Source organism: Burkholderia sp. BCC0097 (genome assembly GCF_902832985.1).
Taxonomy (GTDB): Bacteria; Pseudomonadota; Gammaproteobacteria; order Burkholderiales; family Burkholderiaceae; genus Burkholderia; species Burkholderia orbicola.
Genome location: NZ_CADFDM010000010.1, coordinates 1 through 16387, shown reverse-complemented (window position 1 = coordinate 16387; position 16387 = coordinate 1). Strand labels below are relative to the sequence as shown.

At 67.7% G+C, this 16387-nt stretch carries 15 protein-coding genes; 2 read left to right on the top strand and 13 right to left on the bottom strand.

Annotated elements, in window-relative coordinates:
* Positions 1-3: 3 nt before the first annotated feature.
* The 6 genes from HWX07_RS29090 to HWX07_RS29065 all read right to left on the bottom strand — a co-directional run bounded on the left by HWX07_RS29090 (position 4) and on the right by HWX07_RS29065 (position 6263).
* A complete protein-coding gene (locus HWX07_RS29090; RefSeq protein ID WP_175878632.1) occupies positions 4-1422 on the bottom strand; it encodes an MFS transporter in 1419 nt (472 codons plus the stop codon).
* A gap of 142 nt (positions 1423-1564) precedes the next feature.
* A complete protein-coding gene (locus tag HWX07_RS29085) occupies positions 1565-1759 on the bottom strand; it encodes a hypothetical protein (RefSeq protein ID WP_175807832.1) in 195 nt (64 codons plus the stop codon).
* A gap of 26 nt (positions 1760-1785) precedes the next feature.
* Positions 1786-2622 (bottom strand): ABC transporter permease, encoded by an 837-nt coding sequence (locus HWX07_RS29080; protein ID WP_006479368.1) that lies wholly within the window; start codon positions 2620-2622, stop codon positions 1786-1788.
* Between the two features lie 37 nt (positions 2623-2659).
* On the bottom strand, positions 2660-3916 hold the full coding sequence (locus HWX07_RS29075) for an ABC transporter permease (protein WP_175878793.1): 1257 nt from the start codon (positions 3914-3916) through the stop codon (positions 2660-2662).
* 111 nt (positions 3917-4027) lie between these two features.
* On the bottom strand, positions 4028-5074 hold the full coding sequence (locus tag HWX07_RS29070; protein WP_124698196.1) for an ABC transporter substrate-binding protein: 1047 nt from the start codon (positions 5072-5074) through the stop codon (positions 4028-4030).
* A gap of 76 nt (positions 5075-5150) precedes the next feature.
* Positions 5151-6263: an ABC transporter ATP-binding protein gene (locus HWX07_RS29065; RefSeq protein WP_175878631.1), complete on the bottom strand. Its 1113-nt coding sequence runs from the start codon at positions 6261-6263 to the stop codon at positions 5151-5153.
* Positions 6264-6370: 107 nt separating this feature from the next.
* On the opposite strand from HWX07_RS29065, the gene HWX07_RS29060 reads away from it, so the two are divergent.
* Complete coding sequence (locus HWX07_RS29060) at positions 6371-7894, top strand: PLP-dependent aminotransferase family protein (protein WP_175878630.1); 1524 nt, start codon at positions 6371-6373, stop codon at positions 7892-7894.
* A gap of 30 nt (positions 7895-7924) precedes the next feature.
* On the opposite strand, the gene HWX07_RS29055 is transcribed toward HWX07_RS29060, so the two are convergent.
* From HWX07_RS29055 to HWX07_RS29035, 5 genes are all read right to left on the bottom strand, one after another.
* Positions 7925-8959 (bottom strand): lipase secretion chaperone, encoded by a 1035-nt coding sequence (locus HWX07_RS29055; protein ID WP_175878629.1) that lies wholly within the window; start codon positions 8957-8959, stop codon positions 7925-7927.
* Between the two features lie 3 nt (positions 8960-8962).
* Positions 8963-10057: a triacylglycerol lipase gene (locus HWX07_RS29050; RefSeq protein WP_175807829.1), complete on the bottom strand. Its 1095-nt coding sequence runs from the start codon at positions 10055-10057 to the stop codon at positions 8963-8965.
* A 220-nt stretch (positions 10058-10277) separates the two neighbouring features.
* Positions 10278-12410 (bottom strand): TonB-dependent copper receptor, encoded by a 2133-nt coding sequence (locus HWX07_RS29045; RefSeq protein WP_175878628.1) that lies wholly within the window; start codon positions 12408-12410, stop codon positions 10278-10280.
* A gap of 82 nt (positions 12411-12492) precedes the next feature.
* Positions 12493-12861 carry a DUF2946 domain-containing protein gene (locus HWX07_RS29040; RefSeq protein ID WP_175807827.1) on the bottom strand — a complete coding sequence of 123 codons (369 nt, stop codon included), beginning with the start codon at positions 12859-12861 and terminating at the stop codon, positions 12493-12495.
* A 155-nt stretch (positions 12862-13016) separates the two neighbouring features.
* Complete coding sequence (locus tag HWX07_RS29035; protein WP_175878627.1) at positions 13017-13553, bottom strand: cytochrome b; 537 nt, start codon at positions 13551-13553, stop codon at positions 13017-13019.
* A gap of 227 nt (positions 13554-13780) precedes the next feature.
* Here HWX07_RS29035 and HWX07_RS29030 point away from each other — a divergent pair, with 227 nt between their 5' ends.
* Complete coding sequence (locus HWX07_RS29030) at positions 13781-14419, top strand: Pr6Pr family membrane protein (protein WP_175878626.1); 639 nt, start codon at positions 13781-13783, stop codon at positions 14417-14419.
* Between the two features lie 65 nt (positions 14420-14484).
* Here the strand turns inward: HWX07_RS29030 and HWX07_RS29025 are convergent, their stop codons facing one another.
* Positions 14485-15219 (bottom strand): peptidoglycan DD-metalloendopeptidase family protein, encoded by a 735-nt coding sequence (locus HWX07_RS29025; RefSeq protein ID WP_011548123.1) that lies wholly within the window; start codon positions 15217-15219, stop codon positions 14485-14487.
* 438 nt (positions 15220-15657) lie between these two features.
* On the bottom strand, positions 15658-16387 hold a 730-nt coding region (locus HWX07_RS29020; RefSeq protein ID WP_175878625.1), incomplete at its 5' end, for an RNA-guided endonuclease TnpB family protein.

The following is a 16387-nucleotide window of genomic DNA, read 5'->3' as shown; positions in this document are numbered from 1 at the left end:
GCCCTACTCCGTCGCCGGCTCCTTCACGGGCTCCGACACGACCGGCGCGCCGGCCCGATGCGATGGCGCGAACAGCCGCAGCCCGCTCGCGACGCTCGCCGCGCCCGCGAAACCCGCACCGAGCATCAACGCGAGCGTCGGCCCGTGGCGCCCCGCGATCCCGAACGACAGCGCAACCAGCGCCGCGCCCGTCGCCTGCCCGATCAGCCGCGCGGTCGCGATGATCCCGCTCGCGCCGCCGCTGCGTTCGGGCGGCGCGCTCGACATCAGCGCTTTCAGGTTCGGCGACTGGAAGAAGCCAAAGCCCGCGCCGCACAGCATCATCCGCCAGCCGATGTCGACGACGCCCGGCGACACCGGCAGCGCGGCGAGCGACACCATGCCCGCGCTCAACAATGCAAGGCCGATCGCGCCGAGCAGCCCGGGCGGATAACGATCCGACAGCCGCCCCGCGATCGGCGCGGCAAGCGCGACGATCGCCGACCACGGCGTCATCAGGAACCCCGTTTCAACCGCACTGCGATGCAGGACGGTTTCGAAATAGAACGGCAGCGACACGAACGCGAGCCCCTGCGCAGCGAACGCGCATACGGCGGTCAGCGCGGACAGCGTGAACACGGGCCGGCGGAACAGATCGACCGGCAGCATCGGCGCAGGGTGCCCGGCCTGACGGCGGATCAGCAGCCAGCCGAACACGAACGCCACCGCGGCCGCCGCCAACACGACCGGGAGCGGCCCGCGCTGCGCGAATTCGCCGAGCGCGAAGATCAGCGACGCGAACGTGATCACGTTGAACAGCGCGGCCACCGGATCGAACGCATGCTTGCCGCGCGCCGTCTGCGGCAGCGACGGAATCGCGACCGCAAGCGCGAACACGCCGAGCGGGACGTTCACCGCGAACAGCCACGGCCACGCGGCCACCGACAGGATCAGCGACGCGATCGTCGGCCCCACCGCGAACGACACGCCGACGACGAGCGCGTTGAAGCCGACGCCCCGCCCGAGCCGGTGCGCAGGAAACAGGCCGCGGATCAGCGCGACGTTGACGCTCATGATCGCGCTCGCGCCGAAGCCCTGCACGATGCGCGCGGCCGTCAGCATCGGCAGCGTCGACGCGAGCGAACAACCGAGCGAAGCCAGCGTGAACACCGCCAGCCCGGCGACATACACGCGCTTGTGGCCGACGATGTCGCCGAGCGACGCGAACGGCAGCAGCGTCGCGACCATCGCGAGCTGGTACGCGTTGATGATCCACACGGACGCGGCCGGCGACGCATGCAGGTCGGCGGCGATCGCGGGCAGCGCGGTGTTCGCGATCGCGGTGTCGAGGGTCGCGAGCGCGACGGCCAGCAGCACGGCGGACATCGCGCGCCAGTTGACGGCCGGCTCGTGCGCACCGGCGGGGGAAGCGATTTCGGACAAGTTGGGCTCGGCTGACGAGCGACGCTCGGCGTCGCGGATTGAGCGGCGCGGCGGCGTGCGTGCCGGACGGCAAGACCGGCGCGCGCGTTGCCGCGATCCGTATTGTTGCAGAGCCGCACCGAACCTGCAGGCGGCCGCCATGTCAGTCAGCGAAACGAAAGCTGGGGAGATACCGTGCCTTGTGCGCGGCATCGTCGATGCGCACAACGATCGACGATCCGGCGGCTGCCGGGCGGCCTTCCGGGCTCGCGGCCAGCTTCGTCGTGCGGCGCCGGCGACCGGCCCGGCCGCGTCCGACGGCGACATCAAGCATCGGCAATGCGCCGATGCGTGACACGCGTGCGCCGCCGTCGCGCTACCGCTTCAGGTCACCGCACGCCGCGCATTGCGGCCGCGCAGCCATTCGAGCGCGAGCAGCAGGCTCGTCGAGAAAATGATCAGGATCGTGGCGAGCGCCGCGATCGTCGGGCTGATGTTCTCGCGGATGCCCGTGAACATCTGGCGCGGCAGCGTCGTCTGGTCCGCGCCCGCGAGGAACAGCGTGACGACCACTTCGTCGAACGACGTCGCGAAGGCGAACAGCGCACCCGACATCACGCCCGGCGCGATCACCGGCAGCGTCACGCGGAAGAACGTCGTGACCGGGTTCGCGCCGAGCGACAGGCTCGCCCGTACGAGGTTCTGGTTGAAGCCCTGAAGCGTCGCGGCCACCGTCGTCACGACGAACGGCACGCCGAGCGCTGCGTGCGCGGCGATCAGCCCCGTGTAGGTATTCGCGAGCCCGAGCGGCGCGAAGAACAGGTACATGCCGACGCCAACCACGACGACGGGCACGATCATCGGCGACAGCAGCACGGCCATCAGCAGCCCCTTGCCGCGGAAGTCGGCCTTCGTCAGGCCGATGGCCGCGAGCGTACCGAGCACGGTCGCGACGACGGTCGCCGACGGCGCGACGATGAAGCTGTTCTTCGCGGCCATGCGCCACTCGTCGGATGCGATCAGGTTCTCGTACCAGCGCAGCGAGAAACCCGGAATCGGATACACGAGGAACGTGCTCGACGAGAACGACAGCGGCACGATCGCGAGCACCGGCAGGATCAGGTACAGCAGCGTCAGCACGACGAGCACGCGCAATGCGACGTACCACGCGCGCTCGACGAACGACATGTGCGGCGCGAACAGCGGCCTGGCGAGTTTCATGGTCGGCATCCCCTTCCCGTTTCCCTGTGCCCGGCGCTCAGCCGAGGCTCACGTTGGTGCGCGTGAAGCGCCCGTATACCGCATACAGCACGAGCGTCGCCGCGAGCAGGAGCCCGCCGAGCGCACACGCCATGCCCCAGTTGATCGTCACGTTGGTGAAGTACGCGACGTAATAGCTGACCATCTGGTCGTTCGGCCCGCCGAGCAGCGCGGGCGTGATGTAGTAGCCGATCGCGAGGATGAACACCAGCAATGCGCCCGCGCCGACGCCCGGATAGGTCTGCGGCACGTATACGCGCCAGAACGCGGCGAACGGATGGCTGCCGAGCGACACGGCCGCGCGCTGGTAGGTCGGCGGAATCGACTTCATCACGCTGTAGAGCGGCAGGATCATGAACGGCAGCAGGATGTGCGTCATCGAGATGTACACGCCGACGCGGTTGAACAGCAGCGAGAGCGGATGCGAGATCAGCCCGCTGCCGATCAGCGCCGTGTTGATGAGCCCTTCGCTCTGCAGCAGCACGATCCACGCGGCGACGCGCACGAGCACCGACGTCCAGAACGGAATCAGCACGAGGATCATCACGAGGTTCGCGCGACGCTCCGACAGCGTCGAGATCCAGTACGCGAGCGGATAGCCGAGCAGCAGCGCGAACAGCGTGACGGCCACGCCGATCACGAACGTGCGTCCGAAGATCGCGAGGTAGATCGACTGGTCGGGATCGGCCTGCACGATGTGGCCGAAGCCGTCCTGCTTGTGATCGAGCGCGGCGAGCAGGTAGAACGGCGACACCTGGCTGCCGTTCTTCGCGATCGACTGCCAGTACGCGACGTCGCCCCAGCGTGCATCGAGGTCGATGAATTTGGCGCGCGTCTGCGCGGGCGTCAGCGCCGCGTCATTGTCGCCCTTCAGCGGCATCGCGCGGGCCGTCTTCGCGACGAGCGAGCGATAGCCGGGAATCTCGGTGTTCAGGCGCCGCGCGAGCGCGCCCATCGCCTCGCTGTCGGCCACCTTCGTCATGTCGGCCGCGAGCGCGACATAGGCGGCGTCCGCCGGCGGCGTCTTGCGGTCCCATCCCGACAACGCGGCGACCGTGTTCGGCAAGGCAGTCGCGATCTCCGGGTTCTGCACCGCGCGCGTGAGCAGCGTGCCGATCGGCACGACGAAAATCAGCAGCAGGAAAATCGCGAGCGGCGCGACCAGCAGCAGCGCCATCGTGCGCTTGCGGGCCTCGGCGGCCTTCAGCTCGCGCTTGAGCGCGGCGGTCGACGGCGAGGAAGGCGCGATCGTCATCGTATTCAAGAGTTCTCTCCGGCCGGGCACGTTCCGGCGGAATGCCGCGCGACACGATCGACGCGTCGCGCGGCCGGTTGCATCACGACACCCGTGAGGATGCCTGACCGCTTACTTCGTTGCCCACGCGGCGAAGCGCTGTTCGAGCTCGTCGCTGTGGTCGGTCCAGAAGCCGATGTCCTCCAGCACCGCGTTCTTGCCGTTGGCCGGCGAGTTCGGCAGGTTCGCGAGCGTCTTGGCGTCGAGCGCCTTGATCGCGGCGATGTTCGCCGGACCGTACGCGATGTGCTGCGCATACGCCTGCTGCGGCTTCGGCGTCAGCGAGTACGCGATGTACTGCTCGGCCAGCGCCTTGTTCGGCGAGCCCTTCGGAATCGCCCAGTAGTCGAGGTCGTAGATGCTGCCGTTCCACACGACCTTCAGGTTCTTGCCTTCCTTCTGCGCGGCATCGATGCGGCCGTTGTACGCGGTCGACATCACGACGTCGCCGGCGACGAGGAACTGCGGCGGCTGCGCGCCCGCTTCCCACCACTGGATGTACGGCTTCAGCTCGTCGAGCTTCTTGAACGCGCGATCCTGGCCGGCCTTCGTGCCGAGCACCTTGTAGACGTCCTTCGTCGCGACGCCGTCGGCCATCAGCGCGAATTCGAGGTTGTAGCGCGCGCCCTTGCGCATCCCGCGCTTGCCGGGGAATTTCTTCACGTTCCAGAAATCGGCCCAGCCGGTGGGCGCCGACTTCAGCTTGTCCGCGTTGTACGACAGCGCCGTCGACCACACGAAGAAGCCGACGCCGCACACCTGCGGCGCCTCCGGAATCAGGTCGGATTTCTTCGCGATCTTCGACCAGTCGAGCTTCTCGTACAGCCCCTCGTCGCAGCCGCGGTTCAGGTCGCCCGATTCGACTTCGACCACGTCCCAGTTGACGTGCTTCGCCTCGACCATCGCCTTCACCTTCGCCTGCTCGCCGTTGTATTCGACGGCCGTGACCTTGTTGCCGGTCGCCTTCTCGAACGGCTGGTTGAACGCGACCTTCTGCGCGTCGCCGTTCGCGCCGCCGAAGTTGACGACCGTGAGCTCGGCAGCGGTGGCCGATGCGCCAAATGCGACCAGTGCCAGCGCGAGCGCCGTGCGGCGCGCGGTAAAGCTTGCTCGTTTCATGATGGTTCCTCTCCTCTCGTGGTGGAAGTGGGCTTTGTTGTTGACGACGTGCTGCGGAAAACCGGGTAAACCATGCTCACGCGAACACGCGCAGGTGTTCGGGCGAGAACGCAAGCGAGACCGGGGCGCCCGGCGAGAACGCGTCGAGCGCGCCGGTGCCGAGCGGCACCTTCACGAAACATTCGTCCTGGCCCGGCAGTGCGCAACGCATGCGCACGTGGTCGCCGAAATAGATGAGGCTGCGCGCCTCGCCGCTCACGCAATTGGCGGCGGCGCCGTTCGTGCCGTTCGCACCATTCACGCCGTGCGCGGCGAGACTCATGCGCTCCGGGCGGATGCACGCGACGGCCGATGCGCCCTCGGCGGCTTCGCCGATATGGCGGCCGACGAGCTTCGTGCCGTCGTCGAGCCGGAATTCGCAGAATTCGCCGTCGACGCGCGCAATGGTGCCGCGCAGCCGGTTGCTGTCGCCGATGAAGTTCGCGACGAATTCGTTGCACGGCGATTCGTACAGGCGGTCGACGGTGTCGAGCTGCTGCACGATGCCCTTGTCGAACACGGCGACGCGATCGGACATCGTCAGCGCCTCGCCCTGGTCGTGCGTCACGTACACGAAGGTCACGCCGAGCTTCTCGTGCAGCGCCTTCAGTTCGTACTGCATGTGTTCGCGCAACTGCTTGTCGAGCGCGCCGAGCGGCTCGTCCATCAGCACCAGCTTCGGCTCGAACACGAGCGCACGGGCCAGCGCGATGCGCTGCTGCTGGCCGCCCGACAGTTGCGCCGGATAGCGTTTCGCGAAGCGCTCCATCTGCACCATCTTCAGCGCGTGCGCGACGCGCTCCGCGCGCTCGGCGGCGGGCAGCTTGCGCACCGTCAGCGGATACCCGACGTTCTGCTCGACCGTCAGGTGCGGAAACAGCGCGTAGTTCTGGAACACCATGCCGATGTTGCGCTTGTGCGGCGGCACGCTGTTCAGCAGTTCGCCGTCGAGACGGATCTCGCCGCCGGTCGGGAATTCGAAGCCGGCCAGCATCATCAGGCAGGTGGTCTTGCCCGAGCCGGACGGCCCGAGCAGCGTCAGGAATTCCCCCCGCTGGATGTCGAGGTCGAGCGATTTGACGACCAGCGTCTCGCCGTCGTAGGTCTTCCGCACGCCGCGAAAGCTGACGATCACATCATCGGACTTCATCGTGCTGTCCCCTGGTTCCGCGCCAATTGATTTTGAGATGCGAGCCACTATACGGCGCGCACGGTTCTATACTAGGGAACCATTTCAATATTCCTAGTAGGACCACTTTGGATACCGTGATCCTCGCCGACTGGCTGTCCGCCCGTCTGGACCGCAACTCGCCCGAACCGATGTACCGGCAACTGCTGCAACTGATGCAACAGGCCATCCTGACCGGGGAATTGGGGCCGGGGACGAAGCTGCCAAGCTCCCGCACGCTCGCGGGCGACCTGTCGATCGCGCGCAATACCGTGCTGCACGTGTACGACCAGCTGACGGCCGAAGGCTACGTGCTGACGACCACCGGCAGCGGCACCTATGTAGCCGATACGCGGCCGGACGCCGCCGCGATCCGCGTGCCGGGCGCCCCGCCGCCGCCCGCGGCGGCCGACGAACTACCGCTGCCCGACGCGCAGGGCAGCCTGTCGATGCGCGGGCGGCAACTGGTCGAGCATGCGGGCGTCTCGCGGCGCCAGTGGGGGGCGTTCATGCCCGGCGTGCCGGACGTGTCGGAATTCCCGAGCCGCACGTGGAGCCGCCTGCAGGCGCGGCTGTGGAAGGAGGCCAATCCGGAGTTGCTGACCTATGCGCCGGGCGGCGGCTACCGGCCGCTGCGGCGCGCACTCGCCGATTACCTGCGCGTCGCGCGCTCGGTCAAATGCTCGCCGGACCAGGTGATCATCACGACCGGTATCCATCAGTCGATCGATCTCGCGGTGCGGCTGCTGTCCGACATCGGCGATCGCGCGTGGGTCGAGGAGCCGTGCTACTGGGGCGTGCGCAGCGTGCTGCAGGCAGCCGGCCTCACGCTGGCGCCGGTGCCGGTCGACCAGGAAGGGCTCGATCCGCGCGCGAGCGACATGCAGCATCCGCCGCGGCTCGTGCTCGTCACGCCGTCGCACCAGTACCCGCTCGGGATGGTGATGAGTCTCGCGCGGCGCCGCATGCTGCTCGAATATGCGCGCCAGCACCGCTGCTGGATCATCGAGGACGATTACGACAGCGAATTCCGCTACGGCAGCCGCCCGCTCGCGTCGCTGCAGGGGCTCGACGACGGCGGCCGCGTGATCTACGTCGGCAGTCTCGGCAAGATGCTGTTCCCCGGGCTGCGGATGGGCTACATGGTCGTGCCCGAGCATCTGGTCGACACCTTCCGCACCGGGCTGTCGGAGCTGTACCGCGAAGGCCAGCTGATGCAGCAGGCCGTGCTCGCCGAATTCATCATGGACGGCCACCTCACTTCGCACGTCAGACGAATGCGCACGCTGTACGGCGAGCGCCGGCAGCTGATGATCGACGCGATCCGCGCACGCTTCGGCGATGCGTTGCCGGTGATGGGCGACGAGGCCGGTCTGCATCTGGTGCTCGGCCTGCCCGACGCGTGCGACGATCGCGCGGTCACACAGAGCGCATTCGACGCCGGCGTGATCGTGCGCCCGCTCACCAGTTACTACAGCAACCTCGACACCGCGCGGCAGGGTTTGCTGCTCGGCTATGCCTGCGTCGCGCACGAAGGCATCCGCCCCGCGTTCGACACGCTCGCGGATACCATCGAGCAACATCTGCCGCGGGACATCACGCGCGCGGCGTGAAGCGCGCCGCACACGGCGGCGCGCGCTTCGTCAATGCGCGCTGCCCGCGCCACGATCGAGCGATGCCGCGCGCACGGCTTCGCCGGGCTTCGTGAACACACGCTGCCGCAATGCGGCGATCTGTGCGTCACGATCCTGCGGCGACAGGCCGGCCGAGTCGATCTGCGCACGCTGCGTCGCATAATCCGCGTAACGGCTCTGCCACGACGCATCGTCCTCCTGCATCCGGGCGACGCGCTCGGCCGCCTCGGGGCCAAGCGTCTGCGTCAGTTGCGCGCGCATCGCGTCGGGCGTCGCGCCGCTCTTCTGCAATTGCGCGATCTGGTCGATCGCGGCGCGCTGCCGGTCCACCTGCTGCTGCGCCGCGCGTTCGTCGGCGGGCATCTGCTGCTCGAGCGCCGCGAGCCGCTCCGCCTTCTGCGCATCGGTCAATGAGCGATCCTGAGTGATCTTCAACCGTGCGAGGTCATAGCGCTGCCGCCACTGCTCCGCGCCGAAGAACGGCTGACTCCAGTCGCCGAGCGTGCGGTACGCGATCGACGCGCGCTGGTCGAGCGCGAGTTGCAACGCGCCCAGATCGGACTTGTCGACCGCACCCGCATCGCGCAATGTCGCGAGCGCGTCGAGATACGCGCGATAGCGGTGCCACACGTCGAGCGCCTCGGCCTGCGCGACCGTGCCGTCGAGCTGCGCGGCGATCTCGCGCACGACGAACGCATCGAGCGCGGCCGCGCTCAGGTCGCTCCGCGCGGTCAGGCAATAGTCGAAGAAATCGCGTACCGCACGCGACTTCGCCAGATGGCCGCCTGCATCGAGCGGCAAGCGCGGTGCGCTGGAGCCGGCCAGCGACGGCGGCAGGCCCGCGCTCGCCGGCACGGCGGCCTGCGGTGCGGCGGTCGCCACGCCGCCCACCGCGGCCGCATCCGGCGCGTCACCGGCGGCGCCCGTGCCGCGATGCGGTCCCGCGCCGCTCCACATCGCGACGCCGGCGATCGCCGCCAGCCCCACGACACCATAGATCGCGGCGCGCCGCGCCAGCGGCGCGCGTCCTTCACGTGCCGCCATCGATCACACGCCCGCGAGCTTCAACCGGTTCGCATGCGTGCGGATCACCGCGACCGGATCTTCCGCATAGGCACCGCGCACACCGAGCAACTGATTGATCTCGTCGAGATGGTTCCACTTGTAGCTCGTGCTCAGCACCTTGCCGTACAGCGCGCTGCACTTCGACACGAGCCCGTCGTTCTGGCCCGAGGCGCGGTTGATCATCACCGTGCCCGTGCCGTACAGCGCGAGCGTCGACAGGTCTAGCGCATTCGCCGGGTCGATCACAGGAATCGTGCTCGTGTCCGTCGCGCCCGTCACGCCGAGCACGGAAAGCGTCGGCTGGATCGCCGTGCCGGCCCACGAATACAGCAGATGCGTGTTGCCGCCGACGGTTTCCGTCGGCGCGCCGGTCTGACAGCTTCCCGGGGCGCCGAGGCCCGCGCTCGGATAATTCTGGTTGTAGGTGGCGGCCTGCGCGGTCGTCAGCGTCTTCAGTGCGGCGAGGGCGTCCTGGTTCGTGTTGTGGCTGCTGCTCGTCAGGATGCCGAACACATTGACGAACGCGGCGATCACCGTCGACGACAACCCGGTCGGATCGTATGCGAGCACGCCCTGCACGAAGTCGGCGAACTCGGAGCCGCGGTGCGGCGTGCCGATCGTCGTCACCGACGCGACGAGATCGGGCGCGACGGCCGCGACATAGCGCGACGTCAGCCCGCCCTGGCTGTGACCGACGAGATTGACCTTGGTCGCGCCGGTCGCGGCGAGCACCGTCTTCACGTAGGCCAGCAACTGTTCGCCGCGCCCGTTCGGGCCGTCGTCGCTCTGGAAGCCCGACAGATTCGCGACGTAGACGGTCGCGCCATGCTGCTGCAGGTTTTCCTGGATGCCGTACCAGTACTCGAGTACGCCCGCGTACTTGTCGGTGCCGGTCAGCCCGTGCACGAGAATGATCGGATAGCGCGTCGCCGCATAGTTGTCGGCGGGCGCGGTTGCCGCCATCGCCGTGTGCGTCGTCGCGAGCGTCATCAGCGCGGTCGTCCCCGCGAACGGCGCGACGCTCATCGCGCATGCCACTGCCCCTGCCATTACCCTGGAACGCATCGATCTGGCCATGCATGTTCTCCTGATTATTGTGCTGCCGGTGCGAATGACACCGGATCGACACGCACGCCGCATCGCGCGCACGGCGGGTGTCGAAGCGGGAGTGAAGCACGACTCGTGAACGTTTGCGCCCCGACTAGATACGGTTCTCTAATCGGTTGACGCGCGCCGCCCGTTCGGGCGGTGCGGCGTCCAGGCGCGCGCATGCTGCGATGCACACGCGCGCTGCGGGCTACAGCTTCGCGCTCACGCGCACCCACGCGGTACGCCCCGGCTCCATCACCGGCGCGTTCGCCGGATAGCCGAAACCCGCGTTGCCGGCGAGGTTCAGATGCTCGGTGTAGGCCTTGTTCAGTACGTTGTCGACGCCGACCGAGATCTGCACGGTCTTGCTGACGTTGTACTGCGTATGCAGCGACAGCACGCCGAATCCGGCGCTCGGGCCGAAGTCCTTGCCGACCACGTTGCCCTCGTTCAGCGCATAGCGATGCTGCGGCGCAACGATGCGCCACAGGCCGCCCGCCGACCACGCGCCGCGCGTGTATTCGAGGCCGATGCGCGCCTCGAGCGGCGGCATCTGCGGCAGCGGATCGCCGCTCGCCACGTTGCGCCCCCACGCATACGCGAGCGACGTCTCGACGCGCAGCGGCGCGACCGGCCGCCACGACACGCCGGCTTCGCCGCCCATGATCTGCGCGTTGACGTTGGTTGCCTGCGTGGCCGGGCCCATCATGCCGGCCGCATAGTTGAACAGGATGAAGTCCTGGACGTAGCCCGCGTACGCCGACACCCATGCATCGAACCGGTCGCTCTTGTATTGCGCGCCGATATCGAGCTGGGTGGTCTTCTCCGGCTGCACCGCCGAGAACGCGTTGACCGAACCGGCCGGCCCGCGCGTCGCGGAGAACAGTTCCCAGTAGTCCGGATAACGCTCCGCGTGGCCGATCCCCGCGTACCACGTGACGGGCAGCGACGCGAGATCGCGCTCGTAGCGCACGAAGCCGCTCGGCAGCACTTTCGTCCGATCGTCGTCGACAGTCGGGTTCGGCTTGCTCATCATCATGCCGCTCTTCATCGCACGCTTGTCGCGTGCGCTCGCATAGTCGACGCGCGCGCCGCCGATCACACGCGAGACGTCGCTCGCATACCACGTCAGCTCGCTGAACACGCCCGCGTTCCACATGGTCGCCTGGGCATCCCACGGCTGGTCGCGGTAGTTCTGCTGCCCCATCGACGCACGCGAATCGAGCCGGTTCAATTGCGCATCGACGCCCGTGACGAGCTTGAAATCGTCGCCGAAGCGGAACGTCGCGGCGGCACGCGCGCCGACCGTGCGGCGCCGCACGTCCGCGGCCATCCGCATCGGCATGCTGCTCGTCGGGTCGGGCTGCCGCAACGTGTAGTTGTCCATCACGTGATCGGCTTCGTTGTAGTACACGCGCGCCTCGATCCGGTCGAGCACGTCGCCGAGATGCCGCTTGTCGAACGACAGGCCGAACGTCTCACGGCGGAAATGTGCGCCGTCCATCCCGCGGCCCGCGTAGCGCGCATAGCCGTCGCCGGTGCCGGCGGTCAGCTCGAGTCGCGTATGGTCGTCGGGCGTCCAGCCGAGCGCCGCATCGGCGTTCCATTTGTCCCACTGCGACGGCACGGTGTTGCCGTTGCCGTCCTTGTAGTCCTGCGAATGGGCATGGTTCGCGGTCACGCGGCCATAGACGTCGGGCGTGCCGGCGGTCAGGTCGATGTTCTGGTCGTTGCGGCCGAACGACCCGCCGACGAGACTGCCGTCGAAGCGCATGCCGGGGCGCTCGAAACGCGGCGTCACGCGCTCGAACAGCACGGTGCCGGCCGACGCGCCCGGACCGTACAGCACGGTCTGCGGCCCCTTCACGACGGTGACCTTGTCATAGCTTTCCGGCGCGATGTACGAGGTCGGCGCATCCATCCGGTTCGGGCACGCGCCGAGCGTCGGCATTCCGTTCGCCAGTATGTTCAGCCGCGAACCGAACATCCCGCGCAGCACGGGGTCGCCGTTCGTGCCGCCGCTGCGGATCGACGTGAAGCCGGGAATCGTCTTCAGGTAATCGGCGCCGTCGCTGGCGGGCAGCGGCTGGCGCGGCGCCTTCGGATCGGTGACGACGACGAGTGGCGTCGACAGCGGCGACGCGACGACTTCGACGGGCGGCAACAGCATGGCCGTGTCGTCCGCCGCCGCGCCGGCCGCATGCGGGGTATCGGCAGCGGCAGCGCTCGCGGCCAGCGCGCCGACAGCCAGCGCGGGAACGGTGAGTTTCAGTACGCGCGGCAGCGGCCGCGCACCGGCATTGCGTGGCGCCCGCGGCGCACGCAACTGGAAATTGATCATGATCGAAAGCCCGAGTGACGCCCTCCACGCGGCCTCGACGGGCCGCACGGATATCGGCGGTAATAAGAACGGAAGAAACGCGTCAGGCGCGCTCGGGCGGTGCGCGCGGATAGGCGCGCGGATAGCGGTCACCGCGCGCCGCGACGGCAGGCGACGCGACGGCGGAAACGGAAACGACGGGAATGAAGGCGACCGACGTGGCGGCAGGCGCGCCGATGGCCGGGCTATGAGCGAAGAAGCCGCAGTAGCCGCACGCGTCGAGATGCAGCGCATGATCGTGCATGCCGCTCGCGTCCGACGAACGATGCGCACCATGCTCGGTACTGCAGACGATCGCCTCGGGCGTGGCCGCCTGCGCGATACGCCACTGCGACACCAGCGGCGCCGCAATCGCGATCCAGATCGCGAACAGGCCAAGCCAGGCAGTCAGGTGACGATGTCGGTGCAGCATGTGCGGCGACGAGTAAGCGGAATGTAAAAACAGCCGAGATGTTACAGAATGTTCAATACGATGGCCAGTGCGGGCGAAGGTAAACGAAGCGAGGGCGCATGGTTGTCAACACAACCATGCGCCCTCGCCTTCCGTGCGCGTCCGGAGCCGGACGATCAGGGCGCCATGCGCCGCAGCACGTCGTCGCGCCGGATGAAGTGATGGTAGAGCGCGGCCAGCGCATGCAGGCCGATCACGAAATAGAACGCGTTGCCGATCAGCTCGTGCGCTTCCTTGATCGTCGGCCGCAGCGCCTTGTCGGGGCCGAACAACGTGAAAGACACGCCGAGCCAGTCGAGCGACACAGGCTTGCCGCCCATGTTGACCATCATGATGCCGAGCAGCGGCTGCGCGATGATGAACACGTAGAGCGCGACATGCGCGAGCTTCGACAGCCAGCGCAGCAGCGTGGCCTGCGGAATCGCTTCCGGCACGCGGCTGACGACCCGCCACAGCACACGCAGCACCGACAGCACGAGGACGAACGTCCCGGCCATCAGATGCACGTTCATCCAGAACGCCCGGCTGTCGCTACCCTTCGGTCCGCGAATCTCGATGGCCAGGTAGGCCAGCGCGACCAGCACGAAGATGGCCCAGTGGAAGAAGATCGCGGGCGAGCTGTAGCGCGTCTGTTTCGCGAGGATGTTTTTCATGCTTCGTCTCGTGTTGTATGCGGGGAAAGGGGCCAGCTGCAACCGGCCTGCGCCCGGCCCAGGCTGTGACGATTGTAGCCGCAGGGGCGGCCGGTTTTGCACGACGCGATCAAATATCCGACGAATCGTCAACGCGCGCCGCACGCGGCCCGCCTATGGAAAATCCGCATCGCGCGCCCGGGCGGCTGTGGCAGGATGAAGCTTTGGTGCGACGGCGCGCGGGCATCATGAGCAAAGCGTTCTTCGTTGCAGCCTACCGGCTGATCGCCGCGTTGCTCGCGGTGTCCACCACGCTGCACAGCGTCGCCGACTACTGGCGCCTGCCGACCTTCCATCTCGGCAACTACCTCAGCTACTTCACGCAACTGAGCAGCCTCTACGCGGCCGCGATGCTGGCCGCGGGGCTGTGGCGCATCGCGCGCCCCGGCTCGGCCCGCTACGAATCGATGCGCGGCGCGGCGGTGCTGTACGTGCTGATCACCGCGATCGTCTACGAGCTGCTGCTCGCGCGGCTCGATGCGCTGCGCCACGTCACGCCGGCGTTCAACAACTGGGTACTGCACCGGATCGTGCCGCTCGTGATGCTGTGCGACTGGCTGTATGTCGAACCGCGCTCGCCGATTCCGCGCCGCAGTGCATTTGCGTGGCTCGGCTTTCCGGTCGTCTATCTCGGCTATACGCTGGTGCGCGGCGCGGTGGAGGACTGGTATCCGTACCCGTTCGTCGATCCGCGGCCGCACGGCTACCTGCCCGTCGCGATCCAGTGCTCGCTGATCGCGCTCGGCGCGGCGGCGCTCGCACTGGGCATTCGCTGGCTCGGCAATCATGCGAGACAGTCTGGCCGCGCGACGCTTAAGGAAGGATGAAGATGGAAAAATGAAGTGGGCGGGAACGTGTGCGCCGCCCGGCGCACACGTGGCGCTGGCAACGATCAGCCGCCGTTGCGCGGCAGGAAGTTCATCGGATCGACGACCTTGCCGTTCTGGCGGACTTCGAACTCGAACGTCGAACGCCCGCTCGCGTCGGTGCCCATTTCAGCGACCGGCTGGCCCTGGCGCACCGCGTCGCCTTCGTTGACGAGCAGCTTGCCGTTGTGCCCGTAGGCCGTGATGAGCCCGTTGTCGTGCTTCAGGATCACGAGCGGACCGTACGCTTTGACGCCGGAGCCGGCATACACCACCCGCCCGTTTGCCGCGGCCCGCACCGAATGGTCGGGCCCGGATGCGGCGATCACGAGGCCGCGCGTCTTGCCGGCCGAGAACGGTGTCGCGACGACGCCCGTGGCCGGCCATGCGAGCGAACCCGGCTGGGCGGCTGCCGCGGGCGGCTGCCCGTACGAGGTCGCCGCGGGCGGCGGCGCGACCCGCAGGACCTGGCCCGGCGACACGGCGTCCGTGGGCGCCATGTGGTTCCAGCTGGCCACGTCCTGCACGCGCTGCCCGTAGGCGTTCGCGATGCCCGCCAGCGTATCGCCCGGGTTCACGCGGTAATAGCCGGCAATCACGCCCGGCGTCGCGGCCGACGTGGGCGCCGATTGGCGCGCGGGTTGCCAGCTGTCGGTCCACGGCGTCATCGTGCAGCCCGTCAGCGCGATGGCCGCGGCAACGAGCGCCGCCTGCGGCAGCCAGCGCGTGAGCGTGTCGTGGATGGGAATAGTTTCTCTCAAGGGTCCTCCCGGATTTGCGTCGTTGCGCCGCCCGCCGCCCCCCGGCGCGCGACGCACGATGTCCGGCCCAACGGCCGGATCAACCAGTATCCGACCGCTCGCGCGGCCGTCAGTTTCCACAGCGGAACGTGGGTGCGAAGGGCTCATCGGCCCCTTTTTCGCACCGTCCCGATCGGCAAAGATACCATTTGTCGCGGTCAAAGCCCCGACAGTTGCCGGATCCGGAAACAATCTTGCGGCGTCGCGCGGGCGCACCGAGGGCCCGTGAGCCACGCCGGGCAGCCGCCCGGCGGGCGCTTGGCGGGTTTTCGCGAGGCGGCCGCCCTCGTCGGCCGTATCGGCCCCGTCATATTCTCCGCTTCGATCGCCGCCTATACTCGGTGATGCGCAACGCGATCCAACGACAACGAGGAGCATGACATTGACGCCCTCCTCTCCCTAAAGGCGGAGGATTCCCACACCTGGCGATGCACGTCCGCATCGGAGAATGTTCAGCGCAGCGTTGATATCACGATCATGTTCGACACCACAGTCACTGCAGGCCCACTCTCTTATTCGCAGTCCCGCGGTACCTTTCGGCCGCGTCGTGCTGTCTTTCGATCCGCACGCCGAACAGGACTGGGTCGAACCGCTTTCGTCGACTTCCTCGAACGTGGCTCCGTGCGCGATCGCCTTGTAGCGGAGCTTGTTTCGGAAGGACGACCAGGACGCGTCGTAGACGCTCTTCGCCATCCTGGTTCTGGCGAGCGTCGCGGCCGACACGTTGCCGACCGCGATGTAATCGAAACGCCGCACCAGATCGAGCGCGAGCTTGTGCTGGAAGTCGGCGCGGGCATTCACCACTTTGGCGTGCAGCTTCGCGATATGCCGCTTGTGCTTTCGCGCCCGTTGCGCTTTCGCCAGCTTTTCCGCCGCCCGTCGACCGAACTGGTCATTGGGCAGTTTCTCGCCGGTCGAAAGTGTGGCGAAGTCTTTCAGGCCGAGATCGATGCCAACACCGGAACGGACCGGGCGGGCCTGCACATCGGGCATCTCGATCACGATATTGAGAAACCAGTTGCCGCGTGCATCTTGCGCAAAGTTGGTCCCGTCCTTGATCTTGCCTTCGGGAAGCGGGCGGCTGTTAAACACGCGAAACGTGTTGCCGGCGAAACGGAACGCTTCGCCC

Coding starts and splice junctions, on each gene's coding strand:
- HWX07_RS29080 (WP_006479368.1), bottom strand. CDS start 2,622: ATGAAACTCGCCAGGCCGCTGTTCGCGCCGCACATGTCGTTCGTCGAG.
- HWX07_RS29075 (WP_175878793.1), bottom strand. CDS start 3,916: ATGACGATCGCGCCTTCCTCGCCGTCGACCGCCGCGCTCAAGCGCGAG.
- HWX07_RS29070 (WP_124698196.1), bottom strand. CDS start 5,074: ATGAAACGAGCAAGCTTTACCGCGCGCCGCACGGCGCTCGCGCTGGCA.
- HWX07_RS29065 (WP_175878631.1), bottom strand. CDS start 6,263: ATGAAGTCCGATGATGTGATCGTCAGCTTTCGCGGCGTGCGGAAGACC.
- HWX07_RS29055 (WP_175878629.1), bottom strand. CDS start 8,959: ATGGCGGCACGTGAAGGACGCGCGCCGCTGGCGCGGCGCGCCGCGATC.
- HWX07_RS29050 (WP_175807829.1), bottom strand. CDS start 10,057: ATGGCCAGATCGATGCGTTCCAGGGTAATGGCAGGGGCAGTGGCATGC.
- HWX07_RS29045 (WP_175878628.1), bottom strand. CDS start 12,410: ATGATCAATTTCCAGTTGCGTGCGCCGCGGGCGCCACGCAATGCCGGT.
- HWX07_RS29040 (WP_175807827.1), bottom strand. CDS start 12,861: ATGCTGCACCGACATCGTCACCTGACTGCCTGGCTTGGCCTGTTCGCG.
- HWX07_RS29035 (WP_175878627.1), bottom strand. CDS start 13,553: ATGAAAAACATCCTCGCGAAACAGACGCGCTACAGCTCGCCCGCGATC.
- HWX07_RS29030 (WP_175878626.1), top strand. CDS start 13,781: ATGAGCAAAGCGTTCTTCGTTGCAGCCTACCGGCTGATCGCCGCGTTG.